This is a genomic window from Providencia sp. wls1914, from assembly GCF_009706645.1.
Classification (GTDB): domain Bacteria; phylum Pseudomonadota; class Gammaproteobacteria; order Enterobacterales; family Enterobacteriaceae; genus Providencia; species Providencia zhijiangensis.
Genome location: NZ_WLUN01000005.1, coordinates 126,851 through 144,881, shown reverse-complemented (window position 1 = coordinate 144,881; position 18,031 = coordinate 126,851). Strand labels below are relative to the sequence as shown.

The 18,031-nt window shown below is 43.2% G+C and carries 15 protein-coding genes and 1 pseudogene; 8 read left to right on the top strand and 8 right to left on the bottom strand.

What is annotated here, in order from left to right:
- Nucleotides 1–94 precede the first annotated feature (94 nt).
- A complete protein-coding gene (locus GKR74_RS05180; RefSeq protein WP_154602786.1) occupies nucleotides 95–877 on the top strand; it encodes an energy transducer TonB in 783 nt (260 codons plus the stop codon).
- Nucleotides 878–890: 13 nt separating this feature from the next.
- Here GKR74_RS05180 and GKR74_RS05175 read toward each other — a convergent pair whose 3' ends face one another.
- A complete protein-coding gene (locus tag GKR74_RS05175; protein WP_154602785.1) occupies nucleotides 891–1,649 on the bottom strand; it encodes an AhpA/YtjB family protein in 759 nt (252 codons plus the stop codon).
- Between the two features lie 140 nt (nucleotides 1,650–1,789).
- Here GKR74_RS05175 and serB point away from each other — a divergent pair, with 140 nt between their 5' ends.
- The 3 genes from serB (at nucleotide 1,790) to nadR (ending at nucleotide 6,082) form a co-directional block, all read left to right on the top strand.
- Complete coding sequence (serB, locus tag GKR74_RS05170) at nucleotides 1,790–2,767, top strand: phosphoserine phosphatase (RefSeq protein ID WP_036950248.1); 978 nt, start codon at nucleotides 1,790–1,792, stop codon at nucleotides 2,765–2,767.
- Nucleotides 2,768–2,988: 221 nt separating this feature from the next.
- A complete protein-coding gene (gene radA / locus GKR74_RS05165; RefSeq protein WP_336431298.1) occupies nucleotides 2,989–4,371 on the top strand; it encodes a DNA repair protein RadA in 1,383 nt (460 codons plus the stop codon).
- Nucleotides 4,372–4,837: 466 nt separating this feature from the next.
- Complete coding sequence (gene nadR / locus GKR74_RS05160; RefSeq protein WP_154602784.1) at nucleotides 4,838–6,082, top strand: multifunctional transcriptional regulator/nicotinamide-nucleotide adenylyltransferase/ribosylnicotinamide kinase NadR; 1,245 nt, start codon at nucleotides 4,838–4,840, stop codon at nucleotides 6,080–6,082.
- 44 nt (nucleotides 6,083–6,126) lie between these two features.
- Here nadR and ettA read toward each other — a convergent pair whose 3' ends face one another.
- The 3 genes from ettA to GKR74_RS05145 all read right to left on the bottom strand — a co-directional run bounded on the left by ettA (nucleotide 6,127) and on the right by GKR74_RS05145 (nucleotide 10,046).
- The gene (ettA, locus tag GKR74_RS05155) at nucleotides 6,127–7,794 is read right to left on the bottom strand and encodes an energy-dependent translational throttle protein EttA (protein WP_006662825.1); all 1,668 of its coding nucleotides are present in this window, start codon (nucleotides 7,792–7,794) and stop codon (nucleotides 6,127–6,129) included.
- 360 nt (nucleotides 7,795–8,154) lie between these two features.
- Nucleotides 8,155–9,348 carry a hypothetical protein gene (locus GKR74_RS17950; protein WP_230083164.1) on the bottom strand — a complete coding sequence of 398 codons (1,194 nt, stop codon included), beginning with the start codon at nucleotides 9,346–9,348 and terminating at the stop codon, nucleotides 8,155–8,157.
- Between the two features lie 11 nt (nucleotides 9,349–9,359).
- Complete coding sequence (locus tag GKR74_RS05145) at nucleotides 9,360–10,046, bottom strand: hypothetical protein (RefSeq protein WP_224063684.1); 687 nt, start codon at nucleotides 10,044–10,046, stop codon at nucleotides 9,360–9,362.
- A gap of 601 nt (nucleotides 10,047–10,647) precedes the next feature.
- Between GKR74_RS05145 and sltY the strand changes: the two genes are divergently transcribed.
- The gene (gene sltY, locus GKR74_RS05140) at nucleotides 10,648–12,564 is read left to right on the top strand and encodes a murein transglycosylase (protein ID WP_195848753.1); all 1,917 of its coding nucleotides are present in this window, start codon (nucleotides 10,648–10,650) and stop codon (nucleotides 12,562–12,564) included.
- Nucleotides 12,565–12,694: 130 nt separating this feature from the next.
- The gene (gene trpR, locus GKR74_RS05135) at nucleotides 12,695–13,012 is read left to right on the top strand and encodes a trp operon repressor (protein WP_036950344.1); all 318 of its coding nucleotides are present in this window, start codon (nucleotides 12,695–12,697) and stop codon (nucleotides 13,010–13,012) included.
- 104 nt (nucleotides 13,013–13,116) lie between these two features.
- Here trpR and yjjX read toward each other — a convergent pair whose 3' ends face one another.
- Nucleotides 13,117–13,653 carry an inosine/xanthosine triphosphatase gene (gene yjjX, locus GKR74_RS05130; RefSeq protein WP_154602782.1) on the bottom strand — a complete coding sequence of 179 codons (537 nt, stop codon included), beginning with the start codon at nucleotides 13,651–13,653 and terminating at the stop codon, nucleotides 13,117–13,119.
- A gap of 52 nt (nucleotides 13,654–13,705) precedes the next feature.
- On the opposite strand from yjjX, the gene gpmB reads away from it, so the two are divergent.
- Nucleotides 13,706–14,353 carry a 2,3-diphosphoglycerate-dependent phosphoglycerate mutase GpmB gene (gene gpmB, locus GKR74_RS05125; RefSeq protein WP_154602781.1) on the top strand — a complete coding sequence of 216 codons (648 nt, stop codon included), beginning with the start codon at nucleotides 13,706–13,708 and terminating at the stop codon, nucleotides 14,351–14,353.
- 75 nt (nucleotides 14,354–14,428) lie between these two features.
- Here gpmB and robA read toward each other — a convergent pair whose 3' ends face one another.
- The gene (robA, locus tag GKR74_RS05120; protein WP_154602780.1) at nucleotides 14,429–15,331 is read right to left on the bottom strand and encodes an MDR efflux pump AcrAB transcriptional activator RobA; all 903 of its coding nucleotides are present in this window, start codon (nucleotides 15,329–15,331) and stop codon (nucleotides 14,429–14,431) included.
- A gap of 182 nt (nucleotides 15,332–15,513) precedes the next feature.
- Between robA and creA the strand changes: the two genes are divergently transcribed.
- Nucleotides 15,514–16,020 carry a protein CreA gene (creA, locus tag GKR74_RS05115; RefSeq protein WP_154602779.1) on the top strand — a complete coding sequence of 169 codons (507 nt, stop codon included), beginning with the start codon at nucleotides 15,514–15,516 and terminating at the stop codon, nucleotides 16,018–16,020.
- 64 nt (nucleotides 16,021–16,084) lie between these two features.
- On the opposite strand, the gene GKR74_RS05110 is transcribed toward creA, so the two are convergent.
- On the bottom strand, nucleotides 16,085–16,867 hold the full coding sequence (locus GKR74_RS05110; protein ID WP_154602778.1) for an LEM-3-like GIY-YIG domain-containing protein: 783 nt from the start codon (nucleotides 16,865–16,867) through the stop codon (nucleotides 16,085–16,087).
- Between the two features lie 140 nt (nucleotides 16,868–17,007).
- Nucleotides 17,008–17,739 (bottom strand): annotated as a pseudogene (arcA, locus tag GKR74_RS05105) (two-component system response regulator ArcA).
- Between the last annotated feature and the right edge of the window lie 292 nt (nucleotides 17,740–18,031).

Below are 18,031 nucleotides of genomic sequence, written 5' to 3'. Positions count from 1 at the left end.
GTAGTTACTATTGTTATTTTATTAATAATAATGAATATCATTTTGATTTGTATTATGCCTATAATCAGCGAAAAATAAAGATGTGAGGCAAAATATGAACAGCAGTGTGGGGCAGCTGGGAAGCCCAATTTTTCGTCCTCTGGGCGGTTTATGTGGAAGTCTTGTTTTCCATGGAATACTGGCAATGATTTTTATTGGATGGTTTACAGCAAACCTACCAAAAACTGGGGTTTTACCCCCCGCAATCTCTTTACAATTAGGGCTTTATCAACTGGAACAGCAGCAGGAGCCTGAAGTTAATAATGCGCCTAAACAGCAGATGGCAACACGAGAAGAAATTGAGCCTGAAGTCGTTGAAAAAGCAGAAAAACTGCCACAAACACCGCTAGTTGATAATGGAACATTAACGCGCGTTACCGAGAAAAAGCGTCCGCCAAAGAAAAAGCCAGTTCAAGAGAAAAAAGTGGTGGAAGAAGCCCCCGTTTCAACCCAAGAATCGGAAGTGACTTCGGTACCAACCTCTGGCAGCGCTTCGAATAGCAGTGCGAATTTTGCGAGTAGTGCCGCCGCACCAGTCAGTGGTCATCATGGCTGGGAAAGTGAAATTCATCAACGATTAGCGAAAGCAAAGCGATACCCACGCGCCGCATTGCGTTTTCGTTCAACGGGCGTTTCTCAAGTCAAAATTATTGTGGATAAGCAAGGGCAGTTAGTGAGTGCCAGCTTGATTAACTCGTCAGGCACCAAGCTACTCGATAAAGAAGCGCTAGCGACTATCGAACGCGCAGCACCGTTCCCGATGCCACCTGAGTCTTTGTTAGCTAACGGAAAAGTGGAGCTAATTGCGCCGATCGTGTTTGATACGACGTCAATCTAGACGGAATTGGCTATTATTGCTTTTCTGACAACTTGCGCGCTACCCGTCTTGGTCGATGTGGGCTTGGCTCTTTACGGCGTTTGGCGCGTGGTGATTTTAAGGGGCCATGCATATGTGCCCCTTTTGACCCATTGCTCTGTACTTTGAGCTTATCTTCACTCTCTTCTGTGTTTTCGTCAGGTTCGACGATCAATTGCTGCTGACCTTTCTTTTTCTTCAGGCGCATTAAGGTATTCGCCAAAATAAAGCCAATACATAAAGATAATAAAATAAATACGCGCATGATATTTGCTGTGTTGTCGGCTTGCTGAAGATCGGTGGTCAGTGATTCCGTATCGATGGTTAGGCGTAAATACCCTTTGGGTTCTTGTGCGCCCTGCACAGGTATCACTAATTGATAATGAAAATTTTGTAGCTCTGATTTTCCATCAAGAGAAAGTCGCTCTTTAACGCTGGCAGGTTCACCAATTTGGGTGACTAATGCGCCCGCCGCCGTATATAAGCTGGCATCCAAAATATAGTGATCTTTCGCTAGATGATTTAAATTGGCATTAATTCGTTCTAAATTAAAATCTTTGCTGCCGGGAACCATATAATCGGATAAGCTAAATGCCACTTGCTCAGCTAATACTTGAGTTAGTTGCTTAAATTGTTCCAGCCGGCTTTGACTTTGGCTATATCCCAAGTATGAAACCCCGTGCATTAAGAAGGTTATCAGCGCAACGCAAACAATGATAATAACGGTTTTGTGCAGCCTAAATGGGAGTTTCATAGGAATAATCGTGCTCTTTGTCTGTTTTATCGCAATTAGCAAAGTCATGAAGCGTTAACTTGCTGGAAAATTTAAGTATAGTAATTTTATGCAGGGTATACATTATAAAAAAGTTGTATCCACAACAGGAGCTAATTTTCATGCCAACGAGTTTGACCTACTGTTATCTGCCTGATGAAATTCAAAAATGGCCGGGTTTACCCTTATCGCTAAGTGGTGAAGAAGTGATGCCATTGGATTATCGTGCAGGGGACACTGGGTGGTTGTTATATGGTCGCGGTTTAGATAAAGCGCGAATCAGTGATTTCCAGCAGCGTTTAGGGATAGCGATTGTGATTGTCTCCTCTTGGCGCATTGATGATTACCAAGTTGTCCGCATCGCGGGCAGCATTACCCCCCGCATCAAAAAACTGGCGGATGAAAGCCAATTGGATGTGGTGCCACTCGGAAAAATTCCACGCTTACGTTCCCCAGGGATCTTACTCATGGACATGGATTCTACCGCGATCCAAATCGAGTGCATCGATGAAATTGCCCGTCTAGCTGGGGTCGGTGATCAAGTTTCTGAAGTGACTGAACGCGCCATGCAAGGTGAGCTCGATTTCACGGAAAGTCTACGTGCTCGTGTGGCACTACTCGAAGGTGCTGATGCGGCTATACTTGACCAAGTTCTTGAAACCTTGCCGTTAATGCCGGGGTTAACCAGCTTAGTTCGTAAGTTACAAGCGATGGATTGGCATATTGCTATTGCTTCCGGCGGATTCACGTTCTTTGCCGATAATCTACGCCAGCGATTAAAACTGGTCGCGGCTGTTGCCAACCACCTCGAAGTCAAAAATGGCAAACTGACAGGCAAAGTCAAAGGGGCTATTGTCGATGCAAAATACAAAGCGCAAACCCTCGTTAAACTGGCGGAAAAACTGAATATCCCAATGGAGCAAACCGTTGCCATCGGTGACGGGGCAAACGACCTGAAAATGCTCAGAAAGGCAGGGCTGGGAATAGCGTATCACGCGAAACCCAAAGTGTTTGCCAGGGCGAAAGTGGGGATTAAGCATGCGGATCTGATGGGGGTTCTATGTGTCCTGAGCGGGGGGCTCAAGCACGAGGAACGCTAAAATTTTCGTCATATTTCGGGTTGTAGGGGTGTTGGCTTCTTTCGGCTATCCTAGTCACATACTTGTGTATGCTCCTAGGAATATCCTCAATTGCCGCCTACCTACAACGCCGAACTATTTAGAAAATTGGTGGAAGTTAAAGTCAAAGAATTGAAAAAAGCAAAGAATTAAAGGTTTAAAAAAAGCGTTAAACATTTTTATTGGGTGATTAAGGAGTGGCTGTGGCGAAAGGTGCGAAAAGGGCATTTGTGTGTAATGAGTGTGGGGCGGATTATCCGCGCTGGCAGGGGCAGTGTAGTGCCTGTAATGCATGGAATACCATTACGGAAGTGCGTTTGGCATCGACGGCAGCGGCGCGTACGGATAGGCTGACGGGTTATGCCGGTAATGCGGCGGGCGTCAGTAAAGTCCAAAAACTCTCTGAAATTAGCCTCGAAGAGCTACCACGTTTTACCACCGGATTTAAAGAATTTGACCGCGTGCTGGGTGGTGGGGTTGTGCCGGGTAGTGCCATCCTGATCGGGGGGAATCCCGGAGCGGGGAAAAGTACCTTGCTGTTACAAACCATGTGCTTACTCTCGCGGGAGATGAAAACCCTGTATGTCACAGGGGAAGAATCCTTACAGCAAGTCGCCATGCGCGCTCATCGCCTAGGGCTACCGACTGACTCACTCAATATGCTGTCGGAAACCAGTATTGAACAAATTTGCCTGACCGCAGAGCAAGAGCAGCCTAAGCTGATGGTCATAGACTCCATCCAAGTGATGCACATGGCGGATATTCAATCCTCGCCGGGCAGTGTGGCGCAAGTGCGTGAAACCGCGGCATATCTGACTCGATTTGCGAAAACGCGCGGCGTGGCGATTATTATGGTGGGTCACGTCACTAAAGATGGCTCGCTGGCGGGGCCAAAAGTGCTTGAGCACTGTATTGACTGCTCCATTATGCTCGATGGGGACGCCGACAACCGTTTTCGTACCTTACGTAGCCACAAAAACCGCTTTGGTGCCGTCAACGAGCTGGGCGTATTTGCTATGACGGAGCAAGGCTTGAAAGAGGTCAGTAACCCGTCCGCCATCTTCTTAAGTCGTGGAGATGAAGTTACGTCTGGTAGTTCCGTGATGGTGGTGTGGGAAGGTACGCGACCATTGCTGGTGGAGATCCAAGCCCTTGTCGACCACTCCATGATGTCCAATCCACGCCGTGTAGCGGTGGGACTGGAACAGAACCGTTTAGCGATTTTGCTGGCGGTACTGCATCGCCATGGTGGATTACAAATGTCCGACCAAGATGTGTTTGTGAACGTCGTGGGCGGGGTAAAAGTGACGGAAACCAGTGCCGACCTCGCGCTGCTATTATCGTTAGTTTCTAGTTTTCGTGATCGCCCATTACCTCGTGACCTTGTGGTATTCGGTGAAGTGGGGCTAGCAGGAGAAATTCGCCCAGTCCCAAGCGGACAAGAACGTATTTCCGAAGCCGCAAAACATGGTTTCAAGCGCGCTATCGTGCCTCATGCTAATATGCCGAAGAAATTACCGGCTGATATGAAGGTGTATGGGGTGAAGAAGTTGGCGGATGCACTCAGTATTCTCGATGAGTTCTAAATTATCGTCATGCTCCGCGCTGTCGCGTTGTTGCTTGCGTTTGCTAACCCTAGTCACATACTTTGTGTATGCTCCTAGGGATTAGCGCCACTTAGCGCCTAGCGACAACACGGATCATTTAGATAATTATGGGATAGAGAAGGTTCATGCTCCACGCTGTCGCGTTGTTGCTTGCGTTTGCTAACCCTAGTCACATACTTTGTGTATGCTCCTAGGGATTAGCGCCACTTAGCGCCTAGCGACAACGCGGATCATTTAGATAATTATGGGGTAGATAGCAGGTTCATGCTCTGCGCTGTCGCGTTGTTGCTTGCGTTTGCTAACCCTAGTCACATACTTTGTGTATGCTCCTAGGGATTAGCGCCACTTAGCGTCTAGCGACAACACGGATCATTTAGATAATGATGAGATAGTGAGAGAAAAGATTCTCTGTTAAAAAGGGAATAAAAGCGAAAGGACAAATAATATGGCTGAATTTGACTATCTAAAGAGTGCCATCAAAGGTGCAGGTTACACCTTGCAGCAAGTGGCTGATGCGACAGAGATGACCAAAGGCTATCTCAGCCAGTTAATTAACGACAAAATTAAAAGCCCCAGCGCCCACAAAATCGCGGCGCTTCATCGTTTTTTAGGATTGGAGTACCCGCTTCAACAGAAAACTATCGGCGTCGTTTTTGGGAAATTTTATCCACTCCATACGGGGCATATCTATTTGATTCAACGGGCTTGTAGCCAAGTGGATGAACTGCATGTGATCCTCTGCCACGACGAGCCTCGTGATAAAGAGCTGTTTGTGAACAGCTCCATGTCACAACAGCCAACCGTCAGTGACCGCCTGCGCTGGTTATTACAAACCTTTAAGTATCAGAAAAATATCCATATTCACTCCTTTGATGAGCAAGGGATAGAGCCATACCCTCACGGTTGGGAAGTGTGGAGCGATGGGATGAAAGGCTTTATGAAAAAGCATAATATCAACCCTAGCTTTATTTATTCCGGCGAGCCTCACGATGTGCATCGCTATAAAAAATACCTTGGGATCGAAACCCTGCTTATCGATCCTGAGCGCACATTTATGAATATTAGCGGCAACCAAATTCGCCAAGCGCCATTCCGCTATTGGGAATATATTCCAACTGAAGTGAAACCATTCTTTGTGCGTAAAGTGGCGGTGTTAGGCGGCGAATCAAGCGGTAAATCCACCCTCGTCAATAAGTTGGCCAATATCTTCAATACCACCAGTGCGTGGGAATATGGGCGCGATTATGTGTTTAGCCACCTTGGCGGTGATGAGATGGCGCTGCAATATTCTGACTACGATAAGATCGCGTTAGGGCATGCTCAATATATTGATTTTGCGATTAAATATGCGAATAAAGTGGCATTTATTGATACGGATTTTGTCACCACGCAAGCATTCTGTTTGCGTTATGAAGGGCGAGAACACCCGTTTGTTCAGGCGCTGATTGATGAGTACCGTTTTGATCTCGTTATCTTGTTAGAAAATAATACTCCATGGGTAGCGGATGGTCTGCGCAGCTTAGGCAGTGATAAAGACAGAATGGAGTTTCAAACATTACTGATTGAAATGCTGAAGAAAAATAATATTGAATTTGTGCATGTGGAGTCGTCGGACTACGATTCGCGTTTCTTAGAGTGCGTTTCTTTGGTTCAGCAATTATTGATGCTGGATGACTCACTTTCTGCATAAAAAAACGGCCCCTAAGGGGGCCGTTTTCGATCGTAATAAACGAATTATTTGGTCATCTTTTTGTACTTGATGCGGTGTGGTTGCAGCGCATCTGCACCTAAAGTACGTTTCTTGTAATCTTCGTACTCAGAGAAGTTACCTTCGAAGAAGGTGATATTGCCTTCATCTTGGTAGTCGATAATGTGGGTTGCGATACGGTCAAGGAACCAACGGTCATGGGAAATAACCATTGCACAGCCCGGGAATTCTAACAGGGCGTTTTCCAGTGCGCGTAAAGTTTCAACGTCGAGGTCGTTGGTTGGTTCATCGAGCAGTAGTACGTTGCCGCCAACTTGCAGCAGTTTTGCCAGATGTAAACGACCACGCTCACCACCAGATAATTCACCCACGCGTTTACCTTGGTCAACGCCTTTAAAGTTAAAGCGACCGACGTAAGCACGGCTTGGGATCTCAAAGTTACCGATACGCATGATATCTTGACCGTTGGAAATCTCTTCCCACACTGTTTTGCTATCATCCATTGCATCACGGAACTGATCCACAGAGGCAATTTTCACGGTATCACCCAAGGTGATTGAACCAGAATCTGGTTGCTCTTGACCGGAAATCATACGGAACAGGGTAGATTTACCCGCACCGTTTGGACCGATGATCCCGACAATCGCCCCTTTCGGGATCGAGAAATTCAGGTTGTCGATCAGAACGCGATCACCATAAGACTTGCTCAGGTTTTCTACTTCGATAACTTTGTCACCTAAACGCGGTCCAGGTGGGATAAACAATTCGCTGGTTTCGTTACGTTTTTGATATTCCACGCTGTTAAGCTCTTCAAAGCGAGCCAGACGCGCTTTGCCTTTGGATTGGCGACCTTTTGGATTTTGACGGATCCACTCCAATTCTTTCTCGATGGATTTACGACGAGCCGCTTCTGTTGACGCTTCTTGCGCCAGACGCTCATCTTTTTGTTCCAACCAAGAAGAGTAGTTACCCTCCCATGGAATACCTTCACCACGGTCAAGTTCAAGGATCCAGCCAGCGACGTTATCGAGGAAGTAACGGTCATGGGTGATCGCCACAACGGTGCCTTCGTAGTCGTGCAGGAAGCGCTCTAACCAAGCAACGGATTCAGCATCCAAGTGGTTGGTTGGTTCGTCGAGCAGCAGCATGTCTGGTTTTTCCAGCAGAAGGCGGCAGATAGCCACACGGCGGCGTTCACCCCCAGAGAGGTTTCCGATAATCGCATCCCAAGCTGGCAGGCGCAGTGCATCAGCAGCACGTTCCAGTTGGTTATCTAAATTATGGCCATCTTGTGCGGCAATAATCGCTTCTAGCTCGCCTTGGATTTTCGCCAGCTTGTCAAAGTCAGCGTCAGGATCGGCGTATTGCGCATACACTTCGTCTAAGCGAGTTAAGGCGTTCTTAACTTCGCTAACCGCTTCTTCAACGGCTTCACGAACGGTATGTTCCAAATTCAGTTTTGGTTCTTGTGGCAGATAACCGATTTTAATACCCGGTTGAGGGCGTGCTTCCCCTTCAATCTCAGTATCAATGCCAGCCATGATGCGCAGTAATGTTGATTTACCTGCACCGTTGAGACCTAAAACACCAATTTTCGCCCCAGGGAAGAAGCTCAGAGAGATGTTCTTTAAAATATGACGTTTCGGTGGAACCACTTTTCCCACTCGATACATACTGTAAACGTATTGAGCCAATTTATTTACCTTTTGTTTTATAACATAATTTTTAATTGCATCGCTCGGTTCTTCACTTTGTAAGAACTCATAAATTCAAGGCGAATAGTGAGATTCCAAAAGCGAAAGTGTGTAAAACGAGCCACTCAAAAGTAATTGCGTCTAACTGTAATTGTTCCTGTCTTTATGTCAATAACTTCCCATGCAAGTGATGACAATTCAGGGGGCTATCACCTCATCATGCAATCAATATTAATTCATTATTGATGTCGATTATTACATATAACAAAAGGCTCGAAATAGGTGTTGAGTAGGGCGGGGATGATAATTGATGGGATCTGAACTGCAAACGGCTAGACCCCAATATATGAAGTAATGGTATTAAAGATAAGTGAAGTAAACCTCAGACATTTCACATTCGATACCATTTATAATAGCTGTAGAACGTTCGCCAATAAGGTTACTATTTTCATCAATAAAATCAACAATGTCGAAATCTGTATTAATTCGCTCAACACCTAATTCTTGTAACGTATATATTTCACCTGCATGAGATATGCCGTCCATTTGATGATTTACCCATATGCGCAATGAAGCGTAAATTTCATCATTTTTGTCGATATATCCTTTTTTGTCTTTGTCCAAATCAACAAGTTTAAAGAAACCTTCCATGCGCTCAGAGCCACCAAACAGATCATTAACGCTAGTTACGTTGTCAATGCCTTGTTTGTTGTAAACTAAAAAACCAGAAGTTGGCATAATCCACGCGGAGGTAACGTTATGGCCAATTCCTAATAAATCAAACTGAACGGATTGATCAAAAATTGAGGTCGTTTTTATGCCACAGCCGTCTAGATTAATAACAATCGGTGAAGCAACTGTGAGGTTCTTAACAACAAATTCCTGAACTTCTAGTTCGCAAGTTCCCTGTTCCATAGTAAAATGCTTGGCAACATCCCATGCATCCGTTGATTTAGTGTCAAGCCATTTCCCCCCTGAAATTGTAGTTGGCACAACAGCATCTATACACGGTTGAGCCCAATTAGGTAACTGTTCAGGTCTCCATCTATTAGGGGTTAATACCACTTTGCGTGCTTCTTTAATTTGATAATTATCACCAGAGCAAAGAGCATTACTTAGGTTTGCATAAATACTCACTGCAGTATTTGGTTGTAAATAATTAGGCAATTGACTACGCCCTAAAGTAGTTTGATTAAATACTTGCATTCCAAAGTCAACACAATTGCCACAAGCCAGCGCATATTTCATATTACCAATACTAGATTCATGATGTGCTTTTTGGGCATATTTTAATGCGTTCGTAAAATCATTAGATGACAACTTTGCGTAACTGAAATGATGCGGTGATTTTGCATCGATTTTACGTCGATTATCACTTTCTTCATTAGATACACCTGATGGGCGATCTTTATTTTTTAGATTTGCACCAAAAGTTCCTTTATTAACACCATTACCATCGATAAAAGTAAAATTAACATGCCCTGTTGCAGATTTAACGCCTACATCAGAGTAATTAGCCTCAAACTGATTAATACGGATATATGGTTGAGCCATAAAAAAAATCCTTATTTTTTATTGCGAATAAGTAATATTGATTGCATCTTTTCATCTACAATCGACGAGTAAGTTTCTGGATTTTTTGTATCACAATCTAGAATGTAACGTGCCTCACCTCCTGTTCTGCCTAAGTATGAAATGTATGGATATTTTAAGTTGGTAAATTTTTTTGCATCTTCAACTGAGGTCAAAAATGCACAAGGGTTTTCCATGGCATTAATGACTAATTCTCTTTGTTGTAAATTATCAAAAATAAAAGGTGCTATTTTGAAAACAAAACAAGAGGTTGGTGTGTCATTGATGCGATAGTCATTACAATTGTTTTTCCGAATTAGAGGATTTGGTTCAGTGATATATTTGACTGTTACTCTCATTGTGGGAGTTATAATTGTATTAGGATCATGAACATCAATTTCTACCATCTCACCGTTTTTATTTATGAAATGCTTAGTCTCTAATAAAGTAAATGAATCGGGTTCAACTAACGAGCACCCTCCAATTAAGGCCGTATTTATAACTTCATCCTGTCCATTACATAAGTGTTGAGATACTTTGTTGTTTTTATTATTTTTTATTAAGCCAATTGCATAAGCTGCGTAGATGTTTTTACCAGTAATGTTTTCCATTAATGCGGATGTAGCGGCATCCTGTACCGCAATAGAAGGGATAAATCCAAACGAATCTCCTTTATGCATCGAGTATGCATTTGTAAAGAAAGGAATTAGCACAATACTGAACATTAATACATTAGGCTTACAACTAAAATTCATATACAAATCCACTCTTAGTTTGTCGAAAAAACATAAATAAATATTACATATAACACCTACAAATGAAAATGATTATCATTACAAAATTTAATTTTGTTCAATAAAAATGAAAAGATAATAAATAACTCTGCCTCCCTACTTTAACTGAGATATTTCGACTTTGAATTTTCTAACATGCCAAGCTCAACAAGTTTTAAATATTCACTATCTGAGTTTCTGTCAAACCTGCTTCTTGAATATGACTTTTGCAATAGTAGGGCAGAAAATCTAATTATAATTATCTTATTTTAGGGGAAGTCGGCAGAGGCCTATACCCGATCGCCCCTAGGCTGGTCTAGGTTATCCGTGTTGTCAGGGTTAACGAATCGAATAAGTAAAAGATTGTAAACCCAACCATTTCAAGAAATCTCCTCTGTCGCTGGCTGAAAACTTTAGGTAGCATTAACATTATTGATGTAACTAATGAATGCTTTGAGTATGTTTGAGCGCAATCTCTAACAAGATTTAAGCGATGGAGCGAATAAATATGAAAGGTTGGTTAGCGGCAGTTCCGGTCACTATGCTGTTGGTATCCACAACAGTTTGGGCGGATTCTTTACAGGCACAACGTGAACGTTATCAAGCAATTAAGCTTGCTTGGGATGCCAATAAGATGGATGAAGTCGAGCGTTTATTGCCAACCTTACGTGATTATCCGCTGTATCCATATTTAGAATACCGCGAGCTGTCACAAGATTTAGATATTATCTCGCCAAGACAAGCGCAAGAGTTTATCGATGCATACCCAACGTTGCCTGTGGCGAAAACTCTCAAAAGCCGGTTTGTGAATGAGCTGGCGCGTCGCCAAGAGTGGACATCGTTATTGGCATTTAGCCCTGAGCCGCCACAACCTGCGGAAGCACAATGTAATTTCTATTTTGCGAATTGGGCGACAGGAAATAAACAGGTCGCGTGGCAAGGCGCTGAAAAAATGTGGCTCAATGGTAATTCCATGCCAGCAGCATGCGACAAACTGTTTACTGAATGGGAAAAAGCTGGATATCTTTCAACGGATATGATTTTGGCGCGTATTCACCTAGCTATCAAAGACGGTAATACGTCAACGGCAACTTACCTCGCGAAACGCTTACCAAGCAGCTACAAAACTATCTCTGATGCGTTGGTTAAACTACAAAATGACCCCGCTTCGGTTGTCTCGTTTGCGAAAACATTGACGCCGACGGATTTTACGCGTCAAGCCACATTAGCTGGGTTTAGCCGCTATGCGCGTCAATCCCCTGATGCCGCTCGCACGGCGTTAGCGGGGATCAGCTCTGCCCAGAAAATGAATATGGCAGAAAACCAGCAAATGAAAGATAGCATTGCGTGGCAATATATGGGAGTTGATGTCACTCCTGAGCAGGCAATGTGGCGTGATGAAGTGATCCGTGAAACTAACTCTGCCGCTTTAAAAGAGCGCCGCGTACGTTTAGCGCTGGGGGAAGGGGATAAAACGGGATTAGCCTCATGGTTGCGACAACTGCCGAACGACGTAAAAAATAAGGAAGAGTGGCAATATTGGCAAGCTATCACCTTGATTGACCAAGGTAAAAGCGCTGAAGGTGAAAGCATACTGCGAGCGTTAACGTCGAAGCGTGGATTCTACCCGATGGTAGCCGCACAGCAGCTAAAAATGGATTACCCAGTCATGGTGAATAAAGCCGTGAAACCTGACTCCAGTATTCACAGCATGCCGCAAATTCAGCGCATCCGTGAGCTAATGTATTGGGAGATGGACAATCTGGCACGCTCCGAGTGGATAAATTTGGTCTCTTCCATGTCCCCTAATCAACAAGAGCAGCTCGCCCGTTATGCTTTCGATAATAAATGGGCAGATCTGAGCGTTCAAGCCACGATCACCGCAAAACTGTGGGATCATCTTGAAGAGCGCTTCCCGCTAGCGTGGGAAAAACAGTTTGATAATTACACTCGCAGTAAAATGATCCAAAAAAGCTATGCGATGGCCATTGCTCGTCAAGAAAGCGCATGGAACCCGCAAGCGCAATCGACAGTTGGTGCGACAGGCTTAATGCAGTTAATGCCAGCGACAGCAAAACATACGGCGCAAAAGCAAGGTATCACTGGTTATGTGAATGCAGGGCAACTGACTAACCCTGTGATGAACATTGAGTTAGGTACCGCGTATCTTGACGATGTTTATCAGCAATTTGGCAATAACCGTATTTTAGCCAGTGCGGCGTATAATGCCGGTCCATCGCGAGTGACTCGCTGGTTAGGTAACAGTGCAGGGCGTATCGATGCGGTGGCTTTTGTGGAAAGTATTCCGTTTGCAGAAACCCGTGGTTATGTGAAGAATGTTCTCTCTTATGATTTGTTTTATAAACATTTCTTAGGTGAAAAAGGCAATATGTTATCCGCGAACGAATGGAATATGAAGTATTAATTTGTATGGAATTTCATCTTGTTGGTCGGTTTGGTTTACCTTCACCAAGATGAGTTCTGTATTTTTAACTATACGAGATAGTGTTCTGTGCTATTATTTGTACTAGTTTAATAGTATGGAAGGGTAGATGATGACTGTAGAATATAAACCAGACCCGGCGTTAACCGCTGATGAAAATGCGGATTGGCAACGCTTTGTGGAACTACTGCAAATGGCCTTTGAGCAAAATATACAGGATTCGATTCTTCAGCTATTACTCACACCGGATGAACGGACGGCTTTAGGAACTCGCGTTAGGATTGTTCAAGAATTAATGCGCGGTGAAATGAGCCAGCGTGAATTAAAAAATGAGCTCGGCGTAGGTATTGCCACTATTACTCGCGGCTCAAACAGTTTGAAGTCAGCCCCTATTCCGGTAAAAGAGTGGCTAGAATCTAAGCTACTGTAATTTTTGATTGTCTTTTAATGCAGCCAATGATTATTCTCGAAAAATAAATGTGGGGCTCTTATTGCTAAGAGCCCCACATGCATTTTAAATCGTTTTGAGTATAATTAGTCTTCTATGTGATTTAGCTCTTTATAAATTTCGTGTTTAATAGGAACTAAAGCCAGTATTAGCGCTTGCTGATAAACGCTGGTGCGCGTCAACACGCCGTTGGTGAAAAAGCCAATCGCGCCGCCTTGTTGTTTGATATTATCAATACCAGTAAGGTCAGCCATTTCATCACCCAGCTCACGGCCTTCACGGATCCCCGCAAGGACTTTTTCTGGGATCATAATACTGGCAGAGCGTGATTCTCCACGGATTTGATGGTGCTCAATCACAATCCATGCAAATGTCATGTCATCTTCAACACCCGCCTCAATACCTACCCAAAAGTCAGCTTCTGGGCGTACTTGGCGTGATGCCATCACACGTTGTCTTGCTCCTGTACGGGTTTCATTATTACCGATAGGTTGCTGTGGAACGCTGCTATCGACATTAATATCTTCAATTTGATAACTGCCTGGCCCAAAAACGGCATCGAAGGCAAGTTGAATCGCTTTAATTTTGGCGGGATTCGTCGTTGCAGCTATAACTTGGTACATTAATTATTTTCCTTTGAACACATACTTTGTACAGTAATAACGGAACACATCTATGTTACAGGTTTATCTTGTTCGCCATGGCGAAACTGAATGGAACGTTGCTCGTCGCATACAGGGACAATCTGATAGCCCTTTGACTGCTTTAGGTCGTCAACAGGCAATGCAGGTCGCTCAACGGGTTAAATCCGAAGGTATTACCCATATTATCACTAGTGATATGGGACGCACACTTGAAACTGCACAAATTATTGCACAAGTGTGCGGGTGTGAAATTATCACAGAACCGCGTCTGCGTGAATTAAATATGGGTGTCTTGGAGCAACGAGAAATTGGCTCACTGTCTGAACAGGAAGAACAGTGGCGCCAAAGCCTGATAAATGGCGCTGAAGGCGGCCGAATTCCTGAAGGGGAATCGATGGACGAACTGTTCACGCGCATGTTTGCGGCGTTAAATCATTGCCTTGAACTACCAGAAGGAAGCCGTCCTTTATTGGTCAGCCATGGCTTGGCGCTCAGCACATTACTCAGTCGTATCTTAGGCGTACCAGCAAACTCACCACGTCGTTTACGCCTGCGTAACTGTTCGCTATCTCGTGTTGATTATCAAAATAGCCCATGGTTAGCCAATGGTTGGATTGTAGAAACGGCGGGGGAAGTCACTCACCTTTCTCAGCCTGCCCTTGATGAACAGCAAGGTTAAGAAGTAAAGCAGCGAAAAAGAAAAAGGCGTTTCAGTGTATGAAGCGCCTTTGTTTTGGGTATTGGTTATGATTGTTTAGTTAGCTTCAGGTTTTTTGATTGGAACATAATAGCTGAATGCTTCAATATGAGTTCTTGGATCTGTATCCGTTATCTCATTGTGCGTCACATTCTTGATTTTGTAGTGTTCTACATCATAGCCTGGACGGCGAGTGAGATTTAGTTTTGGCAAGTAGACCCCATAAACATGGTAAAGGAACTCTTGCATTCTTTCTCTCGTCGTTTCGCCACGATAATTAAATTTCACATATTCGCCTGCGGGGATCGTAACATGGCTATATTCGGTGTTACTAAAGCTCGCATCTTCCGGTTTCACCGCGGTGGTGTAAAACACCGTTTGCTCATCATCTTTCTCGGCACTATGAATCGCATGATGTAAGCCAAAGACTTCAGAGGCCACTTTGGTGGTGTGCTCTAAATAATAGCGCCAGAAAGATTGACGCATTTGAGAACAAGCGGTTGACCACTCTTCAAGCACATAGGAACAACTTTGCTCCAAACCGACTAACGGCTGCTCGACCATCGTGACAAATTCATAATCTAATGGAGAATGTTCATCTAATACAATCGGCGGGCAGATACCGGTCGCGCACCACTCTTCCGTACGGCGATAAAACGCCGGCGTCAGATTGAACTGTTTTTTAAAAGCGCGAGTGAAAGTTTGTTGTGAATCAAATCGATACTGTAATGCAATATCAAGAATGGGACGGCTCGTTAAGCGCAGTGCAACCGCGGCACGAGATAGGCGTCTAGCGCGAATATAAGCACCAATTGCTTGGTCGGTCACATCCTTGAACATTCTCTGTAAATGCCACTTTGAATAACCCGCTCTTGCGGCAACATTATCTAATGATAATGGTTTATCAAGGTTATCATCTATCCAACGAAGAAGGTCGCGAATAATATTTGTTTGATCCATGGATATCCCCAGGCAATACGACTCATAGAACCGATATGAGTAATCAATGAGTGGCTATTCTATAACAAGTTACCTTTTTCGTTTATAGTAAATGAGTTGTATTTAAGAATTAGTTAATAAACAGAATTATTGCCGTTTAGGTTATTTAAAATTCAGATGTTAAGCTGAAAAGGGAATACTGTATGCGTTCTTCCAAATTTAAAAAAGGTATTGCGAAAGGTAATACGCTGAAAAACCTCATTTTAGGATCAATGTTGTCTACACTATCTTTTATGGCAGTCGCAGAAGAAATCGGCTCGGTGGATACGGTATTCAAGGTGCTTGGCCCTGACCATAAAATAGTCGTTGAAGCCTTTGATGACCCAGATGTGGACAATGTGACTTGCTACCTAAGCCGTTCAAAAACGGGCGGGATTAAAGGCGGGCTTGGATTAGCGGAAGATACTTCGGATGCTGCCATTTCTTGCCAACAAGTGGGTCCTATTGAGTTAAATGACCGAGTGAAACGTAATCCGAAAAAAGGGCAGGTAGTTTTCCAAAAGAGAACGTCTTTGGTATTTAAAAAGCTCCAAGTGGTTCGTTTTTACGACCCTAAACGTAACGCACTTGTCTATTTGACCTATTCCGATAAGATGATCGACGGCTCGCCTAAAAATGCGCTAAGCGCCGTGCCGATTATGCCGTGGTAAGTGTGTTTTGATATAAAAATCGCCACTGATGATATTTAATATGAGTGGCGATTTTTGAAGATATTTAAGCGCCAACTTTTACAAATGGAGTACCATAGCTTCTATCTCTATCTATTCGCTTGCCAACATAAAGTTTACGGATGTCATCGCTCGCTTTTCTACCAATAAATTCCCAACGCCCACTTCCTTTATTGATATTTCGAGTAAAATATTGCTGAGTGCCAGCCTCTACCCAAGAATGAATTTCATAGACTTCTTTTACGATATCGTTGTAAATAGCATATGCATATTTCAGCGATTGATCTTTACGAGGTGGATTATGCCATACACCACGAGTCGCTTCGAATAGCTCAAGTTCGCTCATATTGAATCGATATAATTTATTTAAGATAAAAGCTAAGCCAGCATGTTCAGTTGAAACTTCAGTATCTTGTTGAGAATAAATTGAAGCGGCTTCTTCAATAGTCAGGCGCCCCAATTTTAAAACCTCTTCATCTTTACTCGTTGTTTTACCTTTGATTTTATTAGTTAAGCCTTCTAACCCTTTTAAATCTATACAGGTTGTTTCTACCATAAAAGCAGTTTCTGAATCTAAACCGTGACAGAGAATATCAATACCAAGTAGGTTTTCTTTACTTAATTCACGAATTAATTCAAATTTTTTATTGTCGTTTTCTTCTAAGCCATCAAGATCAGCGAATGCATCGGTAATATGTTTTAAGCAACGAGAACCAGTGCCTTTCCCGATATAAAAGGGAATTCGGGTATTACCTCTAACTTCACATAGGGCATACACATAGAATTTTAGTTTACTTAGTGTGTTTTTATATTGGCTAAAATCGTTCATTAAATTCTACCTATTAATCATTTATTTATAGATAGATATATATCGGCTAATAATTTTAATTTTTTAACGCTGAAATGATGTCTTTGATATTTTATATCTAAATAAAAAAACCGGCTTGCGCCGGCTTTTTATTAATCAGATTAATCAGAACAAAATCACTCGTCTAAATCACCGCAGAAACGGTAGCCTTCACCGTGGATGGTAGCAATGATTTCTGGGGTATCTGGTGTCGACTCGAAGTGTTTACGAATGCGACGGATAGTCACATCGACTGTTCTGTCATGAGGTTTTAACTCACGGCCAGTCATTTTCTTCAGTAAGTCTGCACGAGTTTGGATTTTGCCTGGGTTTTCACAGAAGTGAAGCATTGCACGGAATTCACTACGTGGTAATTTGTAGTGCTCACCAGCAGGGCTCACTAATGAACGGCTATTAATGTCTAATTCCCAGCCATTGAACTTATAGCTCTCAACCAGACGGCGTTCTTCTGTACCACCCGCTAAATTCATAGTACGGGACAGTAAGTTTCGTGCACGGATAGTCAATTCGCGTGGGTTGAATGGTTTGGTGATATAGTCATCAGCACCGATTTCAAGACCAAGAATCTTATCAACTTCGTTATCACGACCAGTTAAGAACATTAATGCGATACTTTCTTGCTCACGTAGTTCACGAGCCAGCAGTAAGCCGTTTTTGCCTGGTAAGTTAATATCCATGATCACTAAGTTGATGTCATGTTCCGAAAGAACATTGTTCATCTCTTCACCATCGGTGGCTTCGTGAACAACATAACCTTCCGCTTCAAAGATACTTTTCAGCGTATTACGTGTGACAATCTCGTCTTCAACGATCAAAATGTGTGGGGTCTGCATATTTGCTACCTAAAGTATTAAAATAAAAATACTGAACCCATAGGCCGTTTCCAGTTAGGTGGTTGTTGGTATGGTTATCTGGAAAAACACGTCTATGAGTATAAATTTGTCTTTACATTTTTCAGTGACTTAACGTTGCCTATCCATTAGGCTGAAGGTCATAAAACTCACCAAAACTTAAGCACTTTCCCAATATTGGGCTGTTAACAGCAATATAACAGCTAATACTGCATTTACCACCTAAAAAACTAACTTTTGTTGATACATATCAAAATCAATTGTAGCACGTTAA

Bases quoted from the DNA above. Each gene is read 5' to 3' on its own strand.
- serB (WP_036950248.1), top strand. From the start codon at position 1,790: ATGCCAACGAGTTTGACCTACTGTTATCTGCCTGATGAAATTCAAAAA.
- GKR74_RS05110 (WP_154602778.1), bottom strand. From the start codon at position 16,867: ATGAACGATTTTAGCCAATATAAAAACACACTAAGTAAACTAAAATTC.
- gpmB (WP_154602781.1), top strand. From the start codon at position 13,706: ATGTTACAGGTTTATCTTGTTCGCCATGGCGAAACTGAATGGAACGTT.
- GKR74_RS17950 (WP_230083164.1), bottom strand. From the start codon at position 9,348: ATGGCTCAACCATATATCCGTATTAATCAGTTTGAGGCTAATTACTCT.
- yjjX (WP_154602782.1), bottom strand. From the start codon at position 13,653: ATGTACCAAGTTATAGCTGCAACGACGAATCCCGCCAAAATTAAAGCG.
- robA (WP_154602780.1), bottom strand. From the start codon at position 15,331: ATGGATCAAACAAATATTATTCGCGACCTTCTTCGTTGGATAGATGAT.
- GKR74_RS05175 (WP_154602785.1), bottom strand. From the start codon at position 1,649: ATGAAACTCCCATTTAGGCTGCACAAAACCGTTATTATCATTGTTTGC.
- trpR (WP_036950344.1), top strand. From the start codon at position 12,695: ATGACTGTAGAATATAAACCAGACCCGGCGTTAACCGCTGATGAAAAT.
- sltY (WP_195848753.1), top strand. From the start codon at position 10,648: ATGAAAGGTTGGTTAGCGGCAGTTCCGGTCACTATGCTGTTGGTATCC.
- GKR74_RS05145 (WP_224063684.1), bottom strand. From the start codon at position 10,046: ATGCATAAAGGAGATTCGTTTGGATTTATCCCTTCTATTGCGGTACAG.
- creA (WP_154602779.1), top strand. From the start codon at position 15,514: ATGCGTTCTTCCAAATTTAAAAAAGGTATTGCGAAAGGTAATACGCTG.
- GKR74_RS05180 (WP_154602786.1), top strand. From the start codon at position 95: ATGAACAGCAGTGTGGGGCAGCTGGGAAGCCCAATTTTTCGTCCTCTG.
- nadR (WP_154602784.1), top strand. From the start codon at position 4,838: ATGGCTGAATTTGACTATCTAAAGAGTGCCATCAAAGGTGCAGGTTAC.